Origin of the sequence: Peribacillus sp. FSL R5-0717 (genome assembly GCF_038002945.1) — a bacterium.
Lineage (GTDB): Bacteria > Bacillota > Bacilli > Bacillales > DSM-1321 > Peribacillus > Peribacillus frigoritolerans.
Genome location: NZ_JBBOOF010000001.1, coordinates 5,020,040 through 5,039,552, shown reverse-complemented (window position 1 = coordinate 5,039,552; position 19,513 = coordinate 5,020,040). Strand labels below are relative to the sequence as shown.

The window sequence follows — 19,513 nt, the reverse complement described above, 5'->3', positions numbered from 1 at the left end:
AAGCTAAAAAAGAAGGGAATGATTGATGATGAGTCAACAAGTAGCTGACGTAATTATTTCAAGTAATACTGTATTTACAGGTCTTTCCGACCAACCTGAACCCGCCTCCATTGCAATTAAGGACAACAAAATTGTTGCGATTGGTACTGAGGAAGAAATTAAACACTGCGCAGGTGAGCACACGAAAATCTATCAGTTTAAAGACCAATTAATTATGCCGGGATTCCATGATTTCCACCTTCATATCATGCAAGGTGCCGTTGCCCTCAATAGTGTCAATCTGTTCGCCGCTCGCTCAGAAGATGAAGCGGTGGAAATGATTGGCGAATTCGCTAAATCAAAACCGGAAAATCAATGGGTAATCGGATTTACTTGGGATGCAGGTTATTGGGATACACAACAATTACCGACTCGCCATTCATTGGATCATATTCTTCCAGACCGTCCGGCACTCATGTTTCACGCTGAAGGCCATTATGCATGGGTGAATACAAAAGCTTTGGAGATTGCTAATATTACTCGTCATTCGGAAAATCCTTTCTATGGCATTATAGGAAAAGATGAAAATGGCGAACCCAATGGTATTTTATATGAAAAAGCAATGGATGCGGTTATCCGCCATGCCTTTAATTTTTCAAATTCACAAAAAAATGAAATCTTCTCCAATTTCTTGGCACACGCAGCAAGCTTAGGGGTGACTGCTGTCAATGACTTACATGGTTTAAAGACAATAGAATCACTAGAAGTTTTCAAAGAATTCGAAGACAACGGTAAATTAACAACGCGGATTCATTTATGGCCTGCATTACATGGCGATCTTGGGCACTCCAAACAATTGCGAGAGACATATCAATCGGATAAACTCCGTGTGTCGGGACTTAAACAATTTATCGATGGTGTCATTACCGCCCGTACAGCTTATCTACTCGAGCCTTATGCGGATCAACCAGAAACACGCGGTGAGACGTCTTTCCCTCCTGAAACGATCAAAAAATGGGTCGTTGCTGCAGATAAAGAGGGCTTCAGCATTCGTTTTCATGCGATTGGAGATGGAGCAATCCGTCTTGCCTTAGATGCCTATGAGGAAGCGCAAAAGACAAATGGTAAACGAGATTCACGACATTCCGTTGAACACATTGAAGTTATTCATCCAGATGATATTCATCGTTTTAGTGAGCTGGGTGTTATGGTCTCAATGCAGCCAGATCACTTAGCGATGTCTGAAAGAGGTGTTTACACCGAACAAATTGGTGCTGAACGAGAAAAGTATGTCTTCTCGATTAATACTTTGCAAAAAAACGGTGCGAAACTGGCTTTTGGAACGGACTTCCCAATTGATATTTTGAATCCGCTCCTCCAAATTTATCGTGCGGTAACGAGAATCGACAGCAGCGGAAAAACGGTATGGCATCCACATGAGTGCATCACACTTGCCGAAGCATTGAAAGCTTATACCAGTGGCCCAGCCTACGGTACATTTAGAGAGCAGGAATTAGGGACATTGGAAGCAGGTAAACTTGCTGATATTATCGTCTTGGAACGAAATCTCTTTGAAGTGCTTGTGAAAGAAATACCAGATATAAAGGTACTGTTAACAATGGTTGATGGTCAAGTAGTTTATGATTATGCCGGTTCTTTAGTAAGATAAAGTAAACGATTCGGAATAAGAGATCAACTAGCGGATGTACATCTTTGTCATCAAACGTTTACTTAAAATGCAACTTATTATTTTTAGAAATTCAATACCAAAATAGACCACCCTATGGAAAATAAAAACTATAGAAAAGTTGGGCATGGAGATCGGTCTGCTTTGCAGAATCAGTATGGTATTGGAATAAAGAATGACTATGATGCAGCCATTTAAATAGGGGGACTGATATATGAATAATTCAAACTCACCAACTCTTAAACGTTCACTTCCATTAAAATATGTTGTGTTTTTTGGTTTGGCCTTTATGGCCCCAACTACTTTGTTTTCAACATATGGAGTTGCTGTTCATAGCACGAACGGGATGATCACTACTGCTTATATCGTTGCCTTTATCGTTATGCTATTTACAGCCTACAGCTATGCGCAAATGGTCAAAGCCTTTCCAAATGCGGGTGCAGCCTATACGTTTACGCAAAAATCCCTAAGTCCTCACATTGGTTTTCTCGTAGGTTGGACCATTATACTGGATTATATGTTCAGTCCAATGATCAGTGCTCTATTGTTAGGAATTGCAATGAAAGCCTATTTCCCTATAATTCCTATGTACGTCTGGATTATTCTCTTTATCGTCACGGTTACGATTATAAATATTCTCGGTATTAAGGTAGCGGCTAAGCTTAATATGGGGCTTCTATTCTTGCAATTCGGAACACTTGCGTTGTTCACCATTTTTTCAATAAAGGGGCTTTTAAATGGTCAAGGTGCAGGTACGCTTTTTTCGATCCTCCCGTTTATTGATTCAAATATAAATATGTCAGGCTTCCTATCCATCATCCCTATTTTATGCTTTTCCTTTTTAGGGTTTGATGCAGTAACAACTCTTTCTGAAGAAACGAAAAACCCGCGAAAATCCATACCTAGGGCCATTTATCTTGTAACGATCATTGGTGGATTATATTATTTTATCGGTTCGTACTTTTTACAGCTTGTCTGGCCAGACTACCAATCATTTAATGCCCCGGAAGCTGCCTATATGGAAATTGCAATGTATATCGGGGGGAACTTTTTGATAAGTTATATGCTTGCTGAAGGAATCATGTCAAGTTTTTCATCAGCTATTGCGTCAGGAACAAGTGCTTCACGTATTTTATTTGCAATGGGACGTGAACGTGTACTTCCTGCCAAAATATTTGGATATCTTTCTCCTAAATATCGTACACCTGTCTTCAACATATTAATTATAGGAGGCGTTGCTCTAAGCGCACTTTTCTTAAGCCTTACAACTGCCGTATCTCTTATAAATTTTGGTGCATTATTCGCTTTTACTTTCGTTAATCTTTCGGTTATCGCTCACTATTATTTCCGAAAAAAGCAGCGTTCCTTAATGGGGGCCATTCGGTACCTTATCATTCCGTTAATTGGTGCTTCTCTTACAGGTTTCTTTTGGATAAAGTTAGACATCTATTCGTTAATACTGGGAGGAACTTGGTTTGCGATCGGATTTGTGTACCTTCTTAACCTTACAAAAATGTTTAGACAGCCGCCTCCTGAGCTTGCCATTGAACAGGCTTAATAATAGAAGCTATTCTATAGAATTGAAAGGAATGATAGATAATGAATCAACAACTAGCTGATGTAATTATTTCAAGTAATGCTGTATTTACAGGACTTTCTGATCAACCGGAGCCCGCCTCAATTGCGATTAAGGACAATAAAATCATTGCGGTTGGTTCTGAAGAGGAGGTTAAACCTTATTCAGGCGAGAATACCAAAATCCATCAATTTAATGACCAATTAATTCTACCGGGTTTTCATGATTTCCATCTTCACATGATGGATGGGGCTGTTTCGATGAATAGTGCCAATTTATTCCCATCCCGTTCAGAAGAAGAAGCGTTGGAAATGATTCGTGAATTTGCCGAATCGCGCCCGCAAGATCCTTGGATAATCGGGACTTCATGGGATGCAGGATATTGGGATACGCAGCAATTACCGAATCGGTCTTCATTGGACCGCATTCTCCCCGACCGTCCGGTGCTTATGTTTCACGCCGAAGGTCATTACGCATGGGTAAATTCAAAGGCACTTGAAATCGCTAATATTACCCGTCATACGGAAAACCCTTCGTATGGAATGATTGGAAAAGACGAAAATGGGGAACCTAATGGACTTTTATACGAAAAAGCAATGGACGCGGTTATCCTCCATGCCTATGATTTTACAAAAGAACAAAAGAGAGAACTTTTCACGAATTTCCTCACTCATGCGGCTGGTTTAGGAGTAACATCCGTCCACGACTTATTTGCAATCGAAGCATTGGAAATGCTTAATGATTATGATGTTTTCAAAGAATTTGAAGACAATGGAGATTTAACTGCCCGTATTCATTTATGGCCAGCTTTAAATGGCAATCTTGAACGTGTCAAAAAATTACGAGATACGTATCAATCGGACAAACTTCGTGTGTCAGGACTTAAACAATTTATCGATGGCGTCATTACAGCCCGTACCGCTTATTTACTTGAACCTTATGCTGATCAACCGAATACACGAGGTGAATCATCGTTCCCTCCTGAAACAATCAAAAAATGGGTCGCTGATGCTGATAAAGAAGGCTTCTGCATTCGTTTTCATGCAATTGGCGACGGAGCGATTCGCCTTGCTTTAGATGCCTATGAGGAAGCGCAAAAGACAAACGGTAAACGAGATTCGCGTCATTCCGTTGAACACATTGAAGTGATCCACCCTGATGATATTCATCGTTTCAAAGAGCTAGGCGTGACCGCTTCAATGCAGCCGGATCACTTTGCGATGTCTGAAAGAGGTGTTTATACCGAGCGGATTGGTACAGAACGAGAAAAGTATGTTTTCTCGATTAATACACTGCAAGAAGCCGGAGCGAAATTGGCATTCGGAACGGACTTCCCAATCGATACCCTTGATCCGCTTCTGCAAATCTATCGGGCAGTAACGAGAATCGACAGCAGCGGAAAAACGGTATGGCATCCACATGAGCGCATCACACTTTCCGAAGCATTGAAAGCTTATACAGCCGGATCAGCTTATGGTTCCTTTAGGGAGAAGGAATTGGGAACATTAGAAGTGGGAAAACTTGCTGATATCGTAGTATTAGAACGAAATCTCTTTGAAATACCAGTAGAAGAAATTCCCAATACAAAGGTACAGCTAACGATCGTTGATGGGAAAGTTGTTTTTGATCATACGACGTCTTTAATCGAAAAGTAACATCATTATTAAAGGAGGATTCTACAACTGTAGAATCCTCTCAGACTGTAGACAAACTCAAAATCGAGTTGTCCTTTTTTATGTCTTGCACAATTTGGATGTTGATTGGGAACGTAGGGCATTCGCTTTCCGCGGGCGGTCCGCCCTCGGCTTTCGCCTGTGGGGCGCGCTTTTCCCGAAGGAGTCTCGTACCTTCCGTTCCAATAACTTTACCTTTTAGATAGAACACTTTTCCCTACAGTCTTTTTTGTTTTAGGCTGTTTTCACATACTTTGTTGCTATTTACCAGGTAGTGAGTTGTGGTTGATTTCCCCTCCAGATGCTCGCTTTCCGCGGGGCGGGCGGTGAGCCTCCTCGGCGTAAACGCCTGTGGGGTCTCACCTGTCCCGCTGCTCCCGCAGGAGTCTCACAATTCCGCTCCAATCACCCTTAAGTAGTTTCATTTTAAAAACATCAATCTTTACGAAAAGAGCCTTGTTTTAAAATAGATCTATTAAAAACTTGAGGTAATGAGGATGCTTTCGAAACATCATTCTATTCAACGAGATCAACTTGAAATGATTACTTTAGACCAACCAGCTGGTGCCGGTGAACCAGTTGGTTAGTAAAATCTCAATTAAAGAGAGACGTATTGGCGTATAGCGATGAAGCACCGCCAGAGTGAACAAATAGAATGTTATCCTCCGGCTTAAAGGTGCCTTTTTGTATTAAATCGATGAGTCCCGCTGCCGCTTTCCCCGTATATACCGGATCCAGCAGTATCCCTTCCGTTCTTGCCATTAGCTTGACTGCTTCCACCATTTCAGGTGTAGGCAAAGCATAACCCGGGCCGACATACTCATCAAAACACGTAACAGCCTCACGAGGAAGTGAATTCGGAATGCCGATATGTGTTAAAGTTTCCTTAACAAGCTGAAAAACTTTCTCTTCTTGTTCAGCTTTCCCTCTGCTTACGTTTATTCCAATTACCGATACTCCACTGTGATTTCCATGAAATCCTGCCACCAAACCAGCATGCATTCCTCCACTGCCGCTTACACAAATAACTGCTTTCAAATCAATTCCTTGCTCAAAGGACTGGGCCAAGATCTCCTGAGCACATGCAACGTATCCCGTCGCACCAATGACATTCGATCCCCCAACCGGGATGATGTAAGGTTGATGCCCTTTCTCTGTCACCTCTTTAGCCACTTTTTGCATTTCTTGCATTAAGTCAGCTCCATTAGGCACTACTTTGATTTGTTCAGCGCCTAATAAATGGTAGAGAAAATAGTTACCGTTAAAATCCGGTTCAGAATTTGAAAGGCCCTCTTCCAACACAAGGATGCATTTCATTTTCTCTTTAACCGCAGCAGCTAGTGTCAAGCGGCAATGATTTGATTGAATGCCTCCACATGTAATCAATGTATCCGCGCCTTTGTCCAATGCATCGGCAACAAGGAATTCCAGTTTCCTTGTTTTATTTCCGCCTGCCGTCAGACCAAGCATATCGTCTCGTTTAACGTAAATGGATGGGCCCACAAGAACTTCAGAAAAATGATCCAGTCTCTCAACTGGTGTATATGTCGGTGTATATCGTTTCCTGGGAAATTGTGCTAAGTTCATTAATAACTCCTCCTGCTTCCTCTATGTATATTAAAGAAAGAAAATATCAATCTGATATTCTCTTTCGTTTAAAATAAGCTTCGATTTCAATCATAGCATCTTTATGTAATCGAGCAACATGAATCTCCCTTCTAGCATGGTTATCTGTAAAAAAGAATTTTCATATACATCATTCGTCAGGGCAAAATGATATCAAAACCTACTATTAGTGCTTCCGTTTTTTCTATGACCACCTTTTTTCCCAAAAAGTATCAGGCAGCTTCCCAGTTACAGCATATATAAGGGCTACCTGGAATTTTTTATCTTGCCAAAGGTCCGATTGCCTAGTGAGCGTCTTTCGTAGTAATAGTGTCATCCATCCCATTGAATTGTATTAATAAAAAGTATGAAGCATTGAAATGGACATCACTCATTTTTTAAATAAATATACTTGTATATTTATAGAAAAGAGCGCCATGGAAACCAATCATTATCTATATATTCAAATTAAATAGAACATTATTATTCTAAGCCCTTAAGGGAAGCTATATTTTTTGTTATTAAAAATGCAATCATTGAAGCGTATTATTGCCCGGAGACCGTTTAACGGAAGATGATATCGCCCAGCAAATCAATTGTAGCCGTACACCGTTTGTAAAGCTTTTGGGAAATTGGAATAGGAAAATTTGCTACAGGTTAAACCTGTCCATAGGGATGGTCATATCCAATGTGGACATTGAACTTTAGCAGCAATAATTGGAAATCAGTAATGCTCGAAAACCATTCTAAGCAAAAAGCTTGTGAAGGAATTACGGAAGAGGAGTTAAAAAAACTGGTATGGGCAACAGATAAACTGCAACAAGAAATAAATAAAAATGACCGAATAGCGGCAAGTCGTACAAACATCGAATTTCACCGCTTATTATATTCCAACTCGAGAAATAACTTTCTCCAAAAAACTACAGATTCATCATGGTTTCCTTTCGAATCCTTTTTATCGGCCCGTAATGAGGAATTACATTGGTGGATAAATCTTGGTATGAGGAACGAAACAAAGAGCACTTACAGTTAATCCAGGCCATTCGTGACAAAGTTGTAGAAAAAGCAATAAAGGTCAATACGATCATATTGATGTTACATTCTTCACTTTTTTATTCGAACCGTACAAGGCCATGGTTGAAGTACCCTTCCCGACCATTGCCTTGTATGCTTTTTATGGTTGCGCTTCTTGGTAGTTAATCAGCTGATTAGGTGGGAAAATGGCTAGGTTTTTCGATTGAATGACCCCTGGGGTTCTTATTCCTAATTATGTAAGTTCCAATTACCCGGACAATCATCATACACCTTTTGATGAGCAGTGGTTACTTGTTTACTCATCGTAACGTTCCAGCAATTCAATAATCACTTTAAAGGTCGCTTTTGTATCCATATAGGCATACCGGCCTTTTCCGTTAAAAAAGTTTCCTGTCTGTATGACCGGATAGCCCATTTCTACCAGCATCTTCATTTTAGCCTCCATGTCTTTAACGAAAAAAGAGATATGGTGAACACCCTCACCATATGTTTCTAGATGATCTTTCCACGTACTGGGTGATTCGCCCGGCTCGATCAATTCAATTTGAATTAACGGAGTATTGATGAACATATATTTTGATTTGCCTTCAGTGGGCTTCCCTTTGTAAATCACGTTTGTAATATCGGATGAACCAGAATGGATGATGGGAGGTTTTTCAACACCCAACAACTTACTATATGCATCTGCAGCCGCATCAATGTCTTTGACAACAAACGCAAGCTGTTCCACTTTGTTAGTCCCTAGTAGCGGCTCTATGCTGTCATCTTCCGGTCTTTCCCATGCCGTTACTCTTGGCTCCGCACTTTCAAGCAGTTCAACTAACGTTTTGTGATCATCTAGTGTATCCACATATACATATCGGCCGTCACTTGAAGTGAATTCACCCGTTTGCAAAGCTGGGTAACCATTTTTCTCCATGATTGGCAGCCTCTTTTGGATAGAGTCCACATCAAAAGCTATATGGTGGATCCCTTCACCTACTTCATCCAGGAACTCACGCATGGTTCCTGGATTTTTATCGGGTTCTATTAGTTCAAATTGGACGGTCGGTGTATTCAGAAAAGCCAGTTTGGATTGCGATTCCGTTGGTACACCTCTAAAAGTGACTTTCGAAACAGAACTGTCACCAGTTAGAAATGGTTCTGCCTTCTTAATGCCCAGCAGTCTTGTGAAAGCTAGATTAGCAGCTTCAATATCTTTTACAACAAATGCGAGTTGATTAATATTCCTATTGCCCAATAGTGATTCAGCCATACTAATAAACCTACTTCCCATAGTTTATTTTATTATGAACTCAACCCAGTCCGCGAACGGACAATCCTCCATCACTGGAGATGACTTCACCGGTAATAGCACGCGCTGCGTCTGATGCCAATAGTACATATGCAGCTACATGATCTTCGGGCAGCTGTGCAAGCTGAAGAGGGTTTCTTTTTTTTATGCTATTTGCCTTCGTTTCATTATCCACCATTTTAACGAATGGACGTAGGGGAGGTATGACCGATAATGCTGTCAGTGTGCCACCAGGCGCTACAGCATTCACCCTGATGTTAGGAGCGAGTTCAAAGGCAAGCTGGCGCATCAGCCCTATTTGGGCATGCTTGCTTGCTGTGTACCACACCCCGCCGCCATCCGGATAAAAACTGGCACCGGATACGGTGAAAATAATATTTCCATTCGATTTTTGCAGTTCTTCAAGAGCGGCTTTAGCACCGAAGAATGATCCTTTTACGTTAATATCGATCAGAAAATCATATGCATCGGAAAGTGCATCGGGAGTTACGTCGGCAAATTTAGCAAATCCATCAAAGACTCCTGCATTGGCAACGAAAACATCCAGTTTTCCAAATTGCTCGACAGTGGCCTGGACAGCCCTCTCATTGTCTTCATATTTGCTTACATCGCCTTGGTTAATGAGAATCTCTTCACCAAATTCCGCTTTCATTTTCTTTAGCGTTTCTATCGAGCGGCCGATGATGCTGACTTTTGCCCCTTCTTGTATGAAACGTCTAGTGACAGCCTCCCCGATACCTGAATTGCCACCGGTAATCAGCACTACTTTATCCTTTAACGCCATTGCCATTGTAACCAGCCTCCTCTTTTTAACCAAGTCAATATTATACGAAGATAGCAAGATTTCTAGTATTTATCGTTGATTGATCAACAATGAATATTCGTTTGGAAAGTTTCCATTTACCTTCTTCGAAAATGAATTCATCATTTCGTTCCCCCGAAATCAGATCATGTTGAATATCCGTGCTGCGGCTACGATAGATGAGCAGGTAGCTCTTGACGACTGCCTTTTCACCTTCAACATAGTCTTTAACACGTACATTTGAGACAAAACGCCGTGTTCTTGATGGCGGTATTTCCGCCCAAGCATAATCCGTTTTCAAACGATCCACACGCAGTTTAAGCAGCTCAATATCATCATTAAATGTAAACATGTCTGTTGAATAATCCGGGCGTTCCACCCCTTCTTTATTAACACGTACAGGCATTTGATAACGTAAGCTCGAATGCATTAAATCGAACCAATCATCAAATTCAATATCATCCAGTAATTGAGCTTCATCATACAGCCACTGTTCAAATTGACATTTGAGCAACATTTTCTCCACATTCATTTCCGTTCCCCCTCCCGCTTATCATTTCGTCATCAATTCAAGCCAGTACTTGTAAAAATTCCTTTGGCTCGCTTCAGTGAATTTATCATCGTAAGCAACACCAGGACCTATAAAATCAACTGGTTTACGATGAAGACCCATTGTATAATTGTAGGTTAGATTCTTTAGGAAAGGCATTGGGCCTTGGGCTGCTTCAGTGATATCAGTAAAAACTTCCGTATCATCCTGTTCGAAAATACCGGATGGACTAAAGGTCAAGATAAATGAATCTCTTGATCTATCTTTCCAATCTTGGGAGGCGTTCTTTTCCACGAGCATCCAAGCAATCACTTCCATTTTATTGTGACCGATTGGCCGCCACATCCTTATTGAAGTGTTGGAGATGAATTGGTCTTTGATTTTTGTATGGGATATTAAAAATGATAGGTTAGGGAAGACATTCCCAATCATATTCTTTAAGTTTGATAACACTCCATATTGTTCTTCTGACAAATTAGTTTTAAATTCATCTTTCAATTCTTCCGGGAAAGCGAAGTCAGGATTAGGAGTCCCTAAGTTTAGTCCATGTCCGTTATCCGTATGGATTTGAAAACCGCGCTTTGAATAGGTAGCATTGGGCACCATGCCCAGTTTGGCAATGGATCCGTGTGTGACCATCGTGTGATAGGAATCACCAACAAAGTTATCGGAACCAACTTTCCAGTTGGAATTAACAACGAATCTTTGCGGAACTCCGATTACTTCCATTTCTGCACGTCCTACAAGGATATCCAAATACCATTTAATGTCGCCAAGGAACTCTTCAAGCGGCTCAGCATCTTCATTCCAAGTTCCAAATAAAAGACCTTTATAGGATTCAAGCTTTACTTTGTGAAGGCCCATTTCCGAGCGGTCAAGGTTGCCCCCATATATGTCCTTTTGTAATGGCACTCCTACGAGTTCACCAGTGTTTTTAAAATTGAACCCATGGTAGGGGCACGTAAATAATGACTTGTTCCCTTTATCTGCACGGCATAGTTTCATTCCGCGATGGGTGCACATATTATAAAACGCCCTGATTTCCCCTTCAGCATCACGAGTAATGATGAGCGAGTAGCCAGCAAGTTCACGGGTCATGAAGTCTCCTTTGTTCGGTACTTCAGAATCATGGCCGATAAAAACCCATGTTTTCAAAAACACTTTTTCATGTTCTATATCATAAACCTTTGGGTCTCCAAGGAGGTATGCAGGTATAATGCCTTCCTCTGGTTTAACCGTTTCGGTCAAATAGTCAACAACTTGCTGTTTCGACATTTCTTCTAAGGATTTTTCAGTTTTAAGCATACTTTTTCTCTCCCTTCCAAGCTTTACATCATTATGCATTACCCGATCTGAACGCTTTTTTCCTTGTTTTGCAGAGTCGCCAAAACGCTTAATGCCGCTAGATAACTCGTTTTCGGGTTATTTGGCATCGGATCATTTTCCACTTCCAGTTTCAGTTTCCCGAACGAACCTGACGCTTCTATCAGGTGATTGTTTTTTAACACTTTTGGATCGGCAATGATTTTCACTTTCGTCTTTTCTGATCCAAGACCAGCCATAGACAGCACAATCGCAACATTAATGTTTCTCGGAAACAGCTTGATCGCTTCTGCAGCAGTTCCTTCAAATAATACCGTTTCTTCTGTCACTGAAGACCCTGCCGGCAATGCGTTTGGCGGTTTTCTTGTGGTGATGCAAACAGATTCAAGGCCATTCACCGCTTTTGCCGATTTAAGTACATCTAGACCTCCAATCGCACCAGACGGAAGGAGAATATTCACGTTATTCAATTTACAAATCTGGTTTGATTGTTCTTCAAAGGCGGAATTCGCCATCACGCCAATGCTGCTTAGCAAGAGATCCTTCCTGCTTTTAAGCACTTTCAATGCATACTCTTCAGCTGCTTCTATCGTTGCAGCCTCTATGACTAAATCTACATCGGATTTAAGGAGTTCGTCGACATCACGATATGGCTGTGTCCTGAATTCTTCAGCTAATTGTGCCGCAACTTCTTCACGGCGGGCATAAATCGCAACGATTCTTCCACCTGGAAGAAGCCCGTCGTTATTAATGGCCTGAAGCAGAAATTTTCCGATATTACCGCACCCGATTAAACCTAACTTCATGTAGTTTCATCCTTCCTCAATCAGCAAACCCGTATGAGTCCGCAAAGAATTCCAACCCGCAATGTCTTGTTTCCCGCGAAACACCGCTTTCTTTTAAGCCAGGGAAGTCCAGAGCCAAGTCGCTGAAAACGGTATGATTATTATGGAATACCGCACCAGCTTCAAGGCGATCTGCCATTTCGACAGCGATATCTTCATTCTCGGTCCAAACAGATGCACGCAGCGCAAACTCACTATCATTCGCTAATTTTACAGCTTCATCGATATCATTGAAAGGTAAAATTGGAATGATCGGTCCGAATTGTTCCACTCGAACCAATTCGCTCTGCTGATCGACGCCAGTAATAATGGAAGGAAGCATATAATAACCTTTATCCCAAGTTTCCGGATTCAGCTGAATGCCGGTTGTGATTATATTTCCTCCAGACTTAGCGGTACGTTTGATCAAGCCATTCACAAAGTCATATTGTGCTTTATTATTCAATGGACCCATGGTTACATCAGGCTGAATTCCATCACCGATCACCATCCGGCTGAACTCTTTGGTCAGCTTCTCCACAACTTCATCATATCGTGATTCTTGGACGTACACTCTTTTTACAGCAGAACAAACCTGACCCGCCGCTCGTAAAATCCCCATCCTCAAACGTTTGATAGCCGCTTCGTCCATATTGGCATCTTCCAAGATGATGGCAGGATCATTGCCGCCAAGTTCCATATATACTTTTTGCAGATTTCCAGCTGATTTCTGCATGATATCTTTCCCGGTTTCCGTGCTTCCGACAAACGCCAATGTCCTTACGCGTGAATCGGAACATAGTGTGTCGCCAATTGCTTTTCCTGATCCTGAGACTATATTGATGACTCCTGGAGGAAAATGTTCAGCAACTACTTTTAAACAGGTCATGATCGTTAAGGGACAATTCGTTGCAGGTTTTACGACAACGGCATTGCCTGCCAAGACAGCAGGTATGACCCTTTTAAATGTTAATATCATCGGAGAATTCCACGGTGTGATTATTGCCGTGACACCTCTTGCCCTTCTTCGGATTTGGACTTTTTGTTTTCCTGGAAGTACTTCAGGCTTCCACCAATCAAGTAACTCTGCTGCACAGCCCTTCATTACTTCAACACAGCGCAGTAAATCCTTTTTAGCTTCAACAAGTGTTTTGCCATTCTCGCGTACAAATACTGTAACATTTTCCTCGATAACTTTTGATAGTTCTTCTGCCGCAGTTTTCATCCTGTTTGCCCGTTCCCCGATATCAGAGCGAGACCACGTTTCAAAAGCATTTTCTGCCGCTTCAATAGCGCCATTCACGATTTCTTCAGAGCATTTTGCCACCTGGCCAACTACTTCCGATGTATTTGCCGGATTTACAACATCGACTTTTTCCGGTAATTCTATCCATTCTCCATTAACTAGATATTTTCCTGAAACAAATGGGTATGTCGAAATCATTCTCAATCCTCCTTATAGTTTTTTGGGCTTGAATGCTTCCGCAGCTCCCGGTGGTCCGCCAAATGGTTTGGCCATTGGCCCCACAGCTTCCATATCAACGACGATCATTGAAGGTTTACGTCTTTCCTTGGCCTTTTTCAGTTCGGATATGAACTCATCTCCAGAACCAATACGCACTGCATCAAAATGCATGGACTCAGCCAGTTTCACAAAATCAGGGCTCAATAAGTCCACTGCTACCTGCCGACCATATGCGGCTGTTTGAATATTGCGAAGAACTCCATAGCCTGAGTCATCGAACAATACGATGATAACTGGTAAGTTTTCTTCGGCTGCCGTAACCATTTCCCCGACGTTCACCATAAACCCACCATCTCCAGCCATAAGAACGACGGTTTTATTTTGACATCCCATTTGGGCACCGATTGCTGTTGGAAGACCTTGACCAATTCCGCCGCCTGATGCATGAATCGATGTTCTCGGTTCATAGATTTCAAATAAACGGCTACCCCAAACATTTGCCTGTACGGTCACATCACGAACTAGAATGGTATCCTCTGGTAATATCTCCCTCATGCCATCTACAAATTGCTCATACGGTCCAAGCGTTTCCCTGAGTTGAGCGCGCACTTCATTTCTAAGTGAAAGAACTTCTTGTAAATAAGATGGCTCTGCATGAACTGAACGTTCTTCAAGCTTTTGAATGATGGCAGCAAGCATATCTTTTGCATCGCCAACCAAACCTAACGTGGCTTTATAGTTCCGGTTAATGGCCTGCCAATCCGCATCGATCGCTATATGTTCTTGTGGCACCGGCACTTTCCAGTTGGATGTTTCATTCCCCCTAAACCTTACACCTACGCTAATCAATAAATCTGCATTTCTTAAAAACTCTTTTGTAGTTTCATATGCCGCAAAATGTCCGATGCATTGTTCATGGTTTTCTGGAATCGAACCTTTTCCTGACTGACTGGTTATTACCGCTGCACCAAGGATTTCCGCCAATTTTTGCAGCTCTTGCGAAGCATTGGCACTGATGACTCCACCACCGGCCCATATGACAGGTCGGCTTGCGCTTACCATTTTTTGAACGGCTAGTTCAGGAATAATTGGCATTGAATTTGTTTCAGAGGGTGAAGTTCGTAGCCCTTCGAGTGAAAGATCCTCTATGATCACCGATTGATAGTCAATTGGAATTTCCAATGTAACCGGACCCGTAGGTGCAGTTAAAGCTTCTTGGATTGCCTTCCTTACTACTGCTGCGGTTTGGTCAGGGTTTCTAAGCCTCACTGCATTTTTACAAGCTCCGCTCATCATTGAAAGCTGGTCTTTACACTCATGTATGTATCCTTTGCCTGTACCAAGATAAGAAGAAGCCACCTCACCTGTTAGATGAAGAAGGGGGACACCTGCTGCCCAAGCTTCCACTAGTGAACCAGCTGCATTTCCTGCCCCTGTTCCAGTACTGGTAATCACTACACCCAATTTCCCGGTGGCGCGTGCATATCCATCAGCCATATTAACGGCACCGCTCTCACCGCGTGAACAAATGAGTTTGATGCTCCCTTCCCTAAGAATTGCATCATAGATGGGCATATTGTGAATGCTGACAATCCCGAAAACAACTTCCACACCTGCTTGAACAAGCTCCTTTACGATGGAATCGGCGGTCGTAAACTCTATTTCTTCTTGTATTTTCATCGCGTTATCCTACCTTTTTCAGTAATATATTTATATTGCCTTTCCGATCGCTCCTGCCGTCTCAATCGTCGAACCCGCTACATAACTTGCTTTGTCTGAAGCAAGGAAAACAATGACACTGGCCACTTCTTCCGCTTCCCCTACGCGGCCGAGAGGGATATTCCGTTTTTTCGCTAGGTCCCCGTAATACTCTTCAGGGTCCATATCAGGCGCATTTTTCAACCTTCTTCGCTCCCATTGATCGGTCCGGATCAATCCAAGACTCACTGAATTCACCAATATATTGTCAAAGGCCAATTCCTGGGACAAGGTTTTGCTTAAATTAAGGAGGCCAGCCCTTGCTGCTGCAGTCGCTACCATATGACGTTCAGGTTCTTTGGCAAGCGTTGCATTAATATTAATGATCCGCCCTCCTCCCCTTTTCACTAAATGAGGATGCGAAGCACGAACGGCATATATGATGGCAAAAAACTTTAACTGAATCTGTTCTTCCCACTGCTCATCCGTTATGTCAAAAAAGTGACCCATCACGCTTTGACCGGCTGCATTCACCAAAATATCGATTCCGCCAAACCTCTCAGCGGTACCATTAATGAAAGAATCCACATCCGATTTTGAGGTGACATCACATGTTGATGCAAAAATATCTTCCTTTTCACCAAATGAGAGCAATTGACTTTGTGCACTTTCCATACGTTCAGCACTTCTGCCGCAAATAGCCACTTTCGCTCCTTCAGCTAAAAACATTTCTGCTGTTTTTAAACCCACTCCCGACGTGCCGCCCATAATAACAGCCACTTTTCCTTGCAATCCTAAATCCACTCTCTTCACTCCTTTTCAAAGCCATTTTCCTCAAATGCTGTCCTTTAATCAACAAGAAGCTAACTACGCAAAAGAATCATGAGAGGAAATCAAACTCCTCCTCATTTTTTCGCCATGACAGAACCTTCTATATGAGAATCAACCCAGCCTGGATCGGGATCTCCTCCCATTGCTTTGCGCGCTTCAGGTTTCGGCGGCCCTGCAATCCCCCACTGATCCATTAAATGCGGTACCCGTTTCCATACACGTGCTCTCCACTCAGATTCATCTTCGATCGTTTCCAGATAACATGTATACTCCATTACAAAACCGCCTGGGTCTTGAAAATAACAGAAAATATTGTCTCCCGGCCCATGACGTCCAGGTCCCCAAAGTTCTGACAAGCCCGCTTTTCGGACATTGCTTATTCCTCGCATCAATTCATCCACGGAATCGACTTCGTATGCGATATGATTGACTGACGCATGCTCATCTTGATTGAAGGCGATGGAGTGATGCTTTCTGTTGCACCGGAGGAATGACATTTGATGCTCACTCCAATCAGTGACTTTAAAACCAAGGACATCCGTATAAAACTCAACGATCATATCTAAGTTCTTCGTGTTCATTACAACATGATTCAATTTCACTGGATCAACATTTTTCTTGCTCCAAATAGACGTTTGCACTTCCACCCAAGCCGAAAGCTCGATCACGCGGTTTTCCGGATCAATAAACCGCAGGCCATAACCGGCACCTGCTTCATCCAAATATCCAGGCGGTTCAATAATTCGAACGCCCTTCGATTGTAATATCCCTGCTGCACGGTCCACCGCATTTTTATCGACCATGCCAAAAGCTATATGGTGCAATCCACGTTTTTCTCCCTTGTGGAGGCTAAGAATATGATGTTCCGGTCCAGCCCCCCGGAAATAAACCGTATTCTCCTCTTCCGGAACATCCACCCTATCCAGACCCCAAACCTTTTCATAAAACTCTGCTTGATCGTCGAAATTCGGAGTAATCATGCTTATATGCCGTAAATGAGTAATCCCAAGCATTTTTTATACCTCCCATAATTTAGATTGCCCTTTTGATCATTCGCATTGGCCATATTTAACAATCTAATCGAAAAGGGCGCCTCATTAATTTTCATAATGCAGGTGCCCTTTCGGCTAAATGGTCAATCTTTAATGATGGCTTCTCTTTCTTTAGAGCGTTGTTTACGCAGTTCTTCCAGTTCACTGCCTTCAGGATATGTCGGTAAGTTAGGCTTCACTGCACCAAGCATCACTAGCATGCGCGCCTCTACATCCCCGTCATTCCTAATTCCCCGATAAACCCCCGGCGGGCTGCTTATGCAGTCTCTCGCACTTAATTTGATTTCATGCACTTCACTGTAGCTGTCCTCTTGAATTAATGCCGTGACTTCACCCTCAAGAATGAAAAACACTTCTTCAACATCGTCATGAAGGTGCAAAGGACCGATACATCCCGGAGGAAGTACCATCGTACTTAAAGTGAAATGTTCACCTGCAATTACATTCGTATCGTTATTGGCAGTGGCACCACGTCCGATATATCTCATCTGTGCGCGTCTATAAGCGGGATCAATTTCTTCTTGGAACTTCAAGACATTCCAATCAAGAGTACGGTCTTTCAATCGGGCAACATATTTTTTTTCAAAATCCTTCACTGAAAAAGTTTCTTTTGTCATTTTAAAATTCCTCCCTTATTTGTTGTTTCTAAACCGAATTATGTTTCATAAGCAAAACATTGTTTTGTCTATGAATTAAGTCTAAAATGAAACCGCTTCATTGTCAATGAATTTTTAGAATATTTAAAACTATTTTTATAATCCGAACGTTCATCACTATGGGATAAACTTGTAACGATTTGCTTTTCTTAACACAAAAAAGTGTGGATTTCCCTAATGGGAGATCCACACTTTCGAAAGAGACTATTCACTTATTAATCGATTTTAAATCGTTCAGACATCTTCGTGTTGATAAGGCTTAACCCCGCTGTATCCCATATAAACGGATAACTGACGAGAAACTTCCAACAGTTTCGGCAAGGCAATTTTATCGATGAAATCCTCTTGATAAGCAGACTCTGTTGCCACGACATTCAAGGCAGCCAATACTTTCCCAGTCCTATCAAAGATTGGGGCGGCAACCGAACGGATGCCAGGGTGGAATTCCCCGCTTGTCATCGAATAACCATTTTGCCGAATCGAATCCAGCTGTTTTTGAAATTCACCAGGCGCGGTGAGTGTTTTGTCTGTATAAGGAGTAAGGTTCGATATTTTGAACATTTGCATGAGCAATTCTTTCGGTTGATATGCCAAAAGTAATTTTCCATTGGCCAAAGCATGTGCCGGCAGCCGCAACCCTATGTTCACATTGACAGCGGATACACCTCTGATCGGGGCACTTCCAACATAAACAACTTCCTGTCCATCCAAAATGGAAAGATGGCAGGAGGCTCCGATTTCATCACGCAAGGTCTCCATATAAGGTTGGACAATTTCCTGGAATTTCAAGCTATTCAAATAGCTGAACCCCAATTCAAGAACTTTAGGAGTTAAACTATAACGTTTGGTATGTTCATCCTGAGACAAGTAACCAATATTTTGTAATGTGAATAATAAACGATATGGTACTGTTCTGCTTACTCCCAGTTGTTTTGCTATTTCTGAAAGAGACAAGCTCGGCTGTACTTCATTAAAGAGCTTAATGATTTCCAAGCCCCTAACCAATGAATTAGCACTATATTTCTCTTTCTCTTTTTCTTCGCTTGCCATTCAAGTATTCCCCCCGTTGTGAATAAATCTCATTTTCCCTGACTATAACCCGTTCAGTAAAGCTTTCTTCATACCTAGAAAGAAGAACTTGCAACATATATATACATTTTTTTCTGATCGTTCTTTTGGTGAATGTTTATGATGCATACTTCAATGGTTGCCTATTTTTCTTTTGCTTCCTTAACTAGAAAGGTACTTTGGCGCCAGTAGCGCGCACCGGCCTTTACTTTGCAAGTTCTTCCAATCATATTTCGATGGATTGTAATCAATTCAGAAGTTTCCGTTTACTTTCTTTCCTGCTAACAACAGCTGGTCTATGAGTCATATCAGATATACTCAACGCTTTCATCGCTTCCGGAAAACGGCTAGTAAAAGCCGGGAACTTTTAACCGAGCTGGTGTCTTCGAACGCTA

The 19,513-nt window shown here is 42.0% G+C and carries 16 protein-coding genes; 4 read left to right on the top strand and 12 right to left on the bottom strand.

Translation table 11 applies throughout. From position 1 onward, the window contains the following. Nucleotides 1–28: 28 nt before the first annotated feature. The 3 genes from NYE65_RS24150 to NYE65_RS24140 all read left to right on the top strand — a co-directional run bounded on the left by NYE65_RS24150 (nucleotide 29) and on the right by NYE65_RS24140 (nucleotide 4,897). Complete coding sequence (locus tag NYE65_RS24150; RefSeq protein WP_340862180.1) at nucleotides 29–1,648, top strand: amidohydrolase; 1,620 nt, start codon at nucleotides 29–31, stop codon at nucleotides 1,646–1,648. Between the two features lie 232 nt (nucleotides 1,649–1,880). Beyond that, entirely contained in the window at nucleotides 1,881–3,224 is a 1,344-nt protein-coding gene (locus NYE65_RS24145) for an APC family permease (protein ID WP_340861891.1), read from the top strand. A 41-nt stretch (nucleotides 3,225–3,265) separates the two neighbouring features. Further along, nucleotides 3,266–4,897 carry an amidohydrolase gene (locus NYE65_RS24140; protein WP_340861890.1) on the top strand — a complete coding sequence of 544 codons (1,632 nt, stop codon included), beginning with the start codon at nucleotides 3,266–3,268 and terminating at the stop codon, nucleotides 4,895–4,897. 612 nt (nucleotides 4,898–5,509) lie between these two features. On the opposite strand, the gene NYE65_RS24135 is transcribed toward NYE65_RS24140, so the two are convergent. After that, on the bottom strand, nucleotides 5,510–6,502 hold the full coding sequence (locus tag NYE65_RS24135; protein WP_340861889.1) for a D-cysteine desulfhydrase: 993 nt from the start codon (nucleotides 6,500–6,502) through the stop codon (nucleotides 5,510–5,512). Between the two features lie 706 nt (nucleotides 6,503–7,208). Here NYE65_RS24135 and NYE65_RS24130 point away from each other — a divergent pair. Beyond that, entirely contained in the window at nucleotides 7,209–7,553 is a 345-nt protein-coding gene (locus NYE65_RS24130) for an FCD domain-containing protein (RefSeq protein WP_340861888.1), read from the top strand. 297 nt (nucleotides 7,554–7,850) lie between these two features. Here the strand turns inward: NYE65_RS24130 and NYE65_RS24125 are convergent, their stop codons facing one another. From NYE65_RS24125 to NYE65_RS24075, 11 genes are all read right to left on the bottom strand, one after another. Further along, nucleotides 7,851–8,810: a VOC family protein gene (locus NYE65_RS24125; RefSeq protein ID WP_340861887.1), complete on the bottom strand. Its 960-nt coding sequence runs from the start codon at nucleotides 8,808–8,810 to the stop codon at nucleotides 7,851–7,853. A 40-nt stretch (nucleotides 8,811–8,850) separates the two neighbouring features. Then, the gene (locus NYE65_RS24120; protein WP_223255793.1) at nucleotides 8,851–9,639 is read right to left on the bottom strand and encodes an SDR family NAD(P)-dependent oxidoreductase; all 789 of its coding nucleotides are present in this window, start codon (nucleotides 9,637–9,639) and stop codon (nucleotides 8,851–8,853) included. A 34-nt stretch (nucleotides 9,640–9,673) separates the two neighbouring features. Beyond that, entirely contained in the window at nucleotides 9,674–10,183 is a 510-nt protein-coding gene (locus tag NYE65_RS24115; protein ID WP_034312295.1) for an aromatic-ring-hydroxylating dioxygenase subunit beta, read from the bottom strand. A 21-nt stretch (nucleotides 10,184–10,204) separates the two neighbouring features. Further along, on the bottom strand, nucleotides 10,205–11,506 hold the full coding sequence (locus tag NYE65_RS24110; RefSeq protein WP_340861886.1) for an aromatic ring-hydroxylating oxygenase subunit alpha: 1,302 nt from the start codon (nucleotides 11,504–11,506) through the stop codon (nucleotides 10,205–10,207). A gap of 38 nt (nucleotides 11,507–11,544) precedes the next feature. Then, on the bottom strand, nucleotides 11,545–12,330 hold the full coding sequence (gene nadX / locus NYE65_RS24105; protein WP_340861885.1) for an aspartate dehydrogenase: 786 nt from the start codon (nucleotides 12,328–12,330) through the stop codon (nucleotides 11,545–11,547). A gap of 16 nt (nucleotides 12,331–12,346) precedes the next feature. Then, nucleotides 12,347–13,792, bottom strand: coding sequence for an aldehyde dehydrogenase family protein (locus tag NYE65_RS24100; RefSeq protein ID WP_340861884.1), 1,446 nt, complete (start codon nucleotides 13,790–13,792; stop codon nucleotides 12,347–12,349). Nucleotides 13,793–13,804: 12 nt separating this feature from the next. After that, nucleotides 13,805–15,493 carry a thiamine pyrophosphate-binding protein gene (locus NYE65_RS24095; protein ID WP_340861883.1) on the bottom strand — a complete coding sequence of 563 codons (1,689 nt, stop codon included), beginning with the start codon at nucleotides 15,491–15,493 and terminating at the stop codon, nucleotides 13,805–13,807. Nucleotides 15,494–15,523: 30 nt separating this feature from the next. Beyond that, nucleotides 15,524–16,315, bottom strand: a complete 792-nt coding sequence (locus tag NYE65_RS24090) for an SDR family oxidoreductase (RefSeq protein ID WP_055348419.1) — start codon at nucleotides 16,313–16,315, stop codon at nucleotides 15,524–15,526. A 101-nt stretch (nucleotides 16,316–16,416) separates the two neighbouring features. Further along, the gene (locus NYE65_RS24085) at nucleotides 16,417–17,355 is read right to left on the bottom strand and encodes a VOC family protein (RefSeq protein ID WP_191930203.1); all 939 of its coding nucleotides are present in this window, start codon (nucleotides 17,353–17,355) and stop codon (nucleotides 16,417–16,419) included. A gap of 122 nt (nucleotides 17,356–17,477) precedes the next feature. Then, nucleotides 17,478–18,011: a cupin domain-containing protein gene (locus NYE65_RS24080; protein WP_034312308.1), complete on the bottom strand. Its 534-nt coding sequence runs from the start codon at nucleotides 18,009–18,011 to the stop codon at nucleotides 17,478–17,480. Between the two features lie 273 nt (nucleotides 18,012–18,284). Further along, on the bottom strand, nucleotides 18,285–19,100 hold the full coding sequence (locus tag NYE65_RS24075) for an IclR family transcriptional regulator (RefSeq protein ID WP_048678846.1): 816 nt from the start codon (nucleotides 19,098–19,100) through the stop codon (nucleotides 18,285–18,287). Nucleotides 19,101–19,513: the final 413 nt, after the last annotated feature.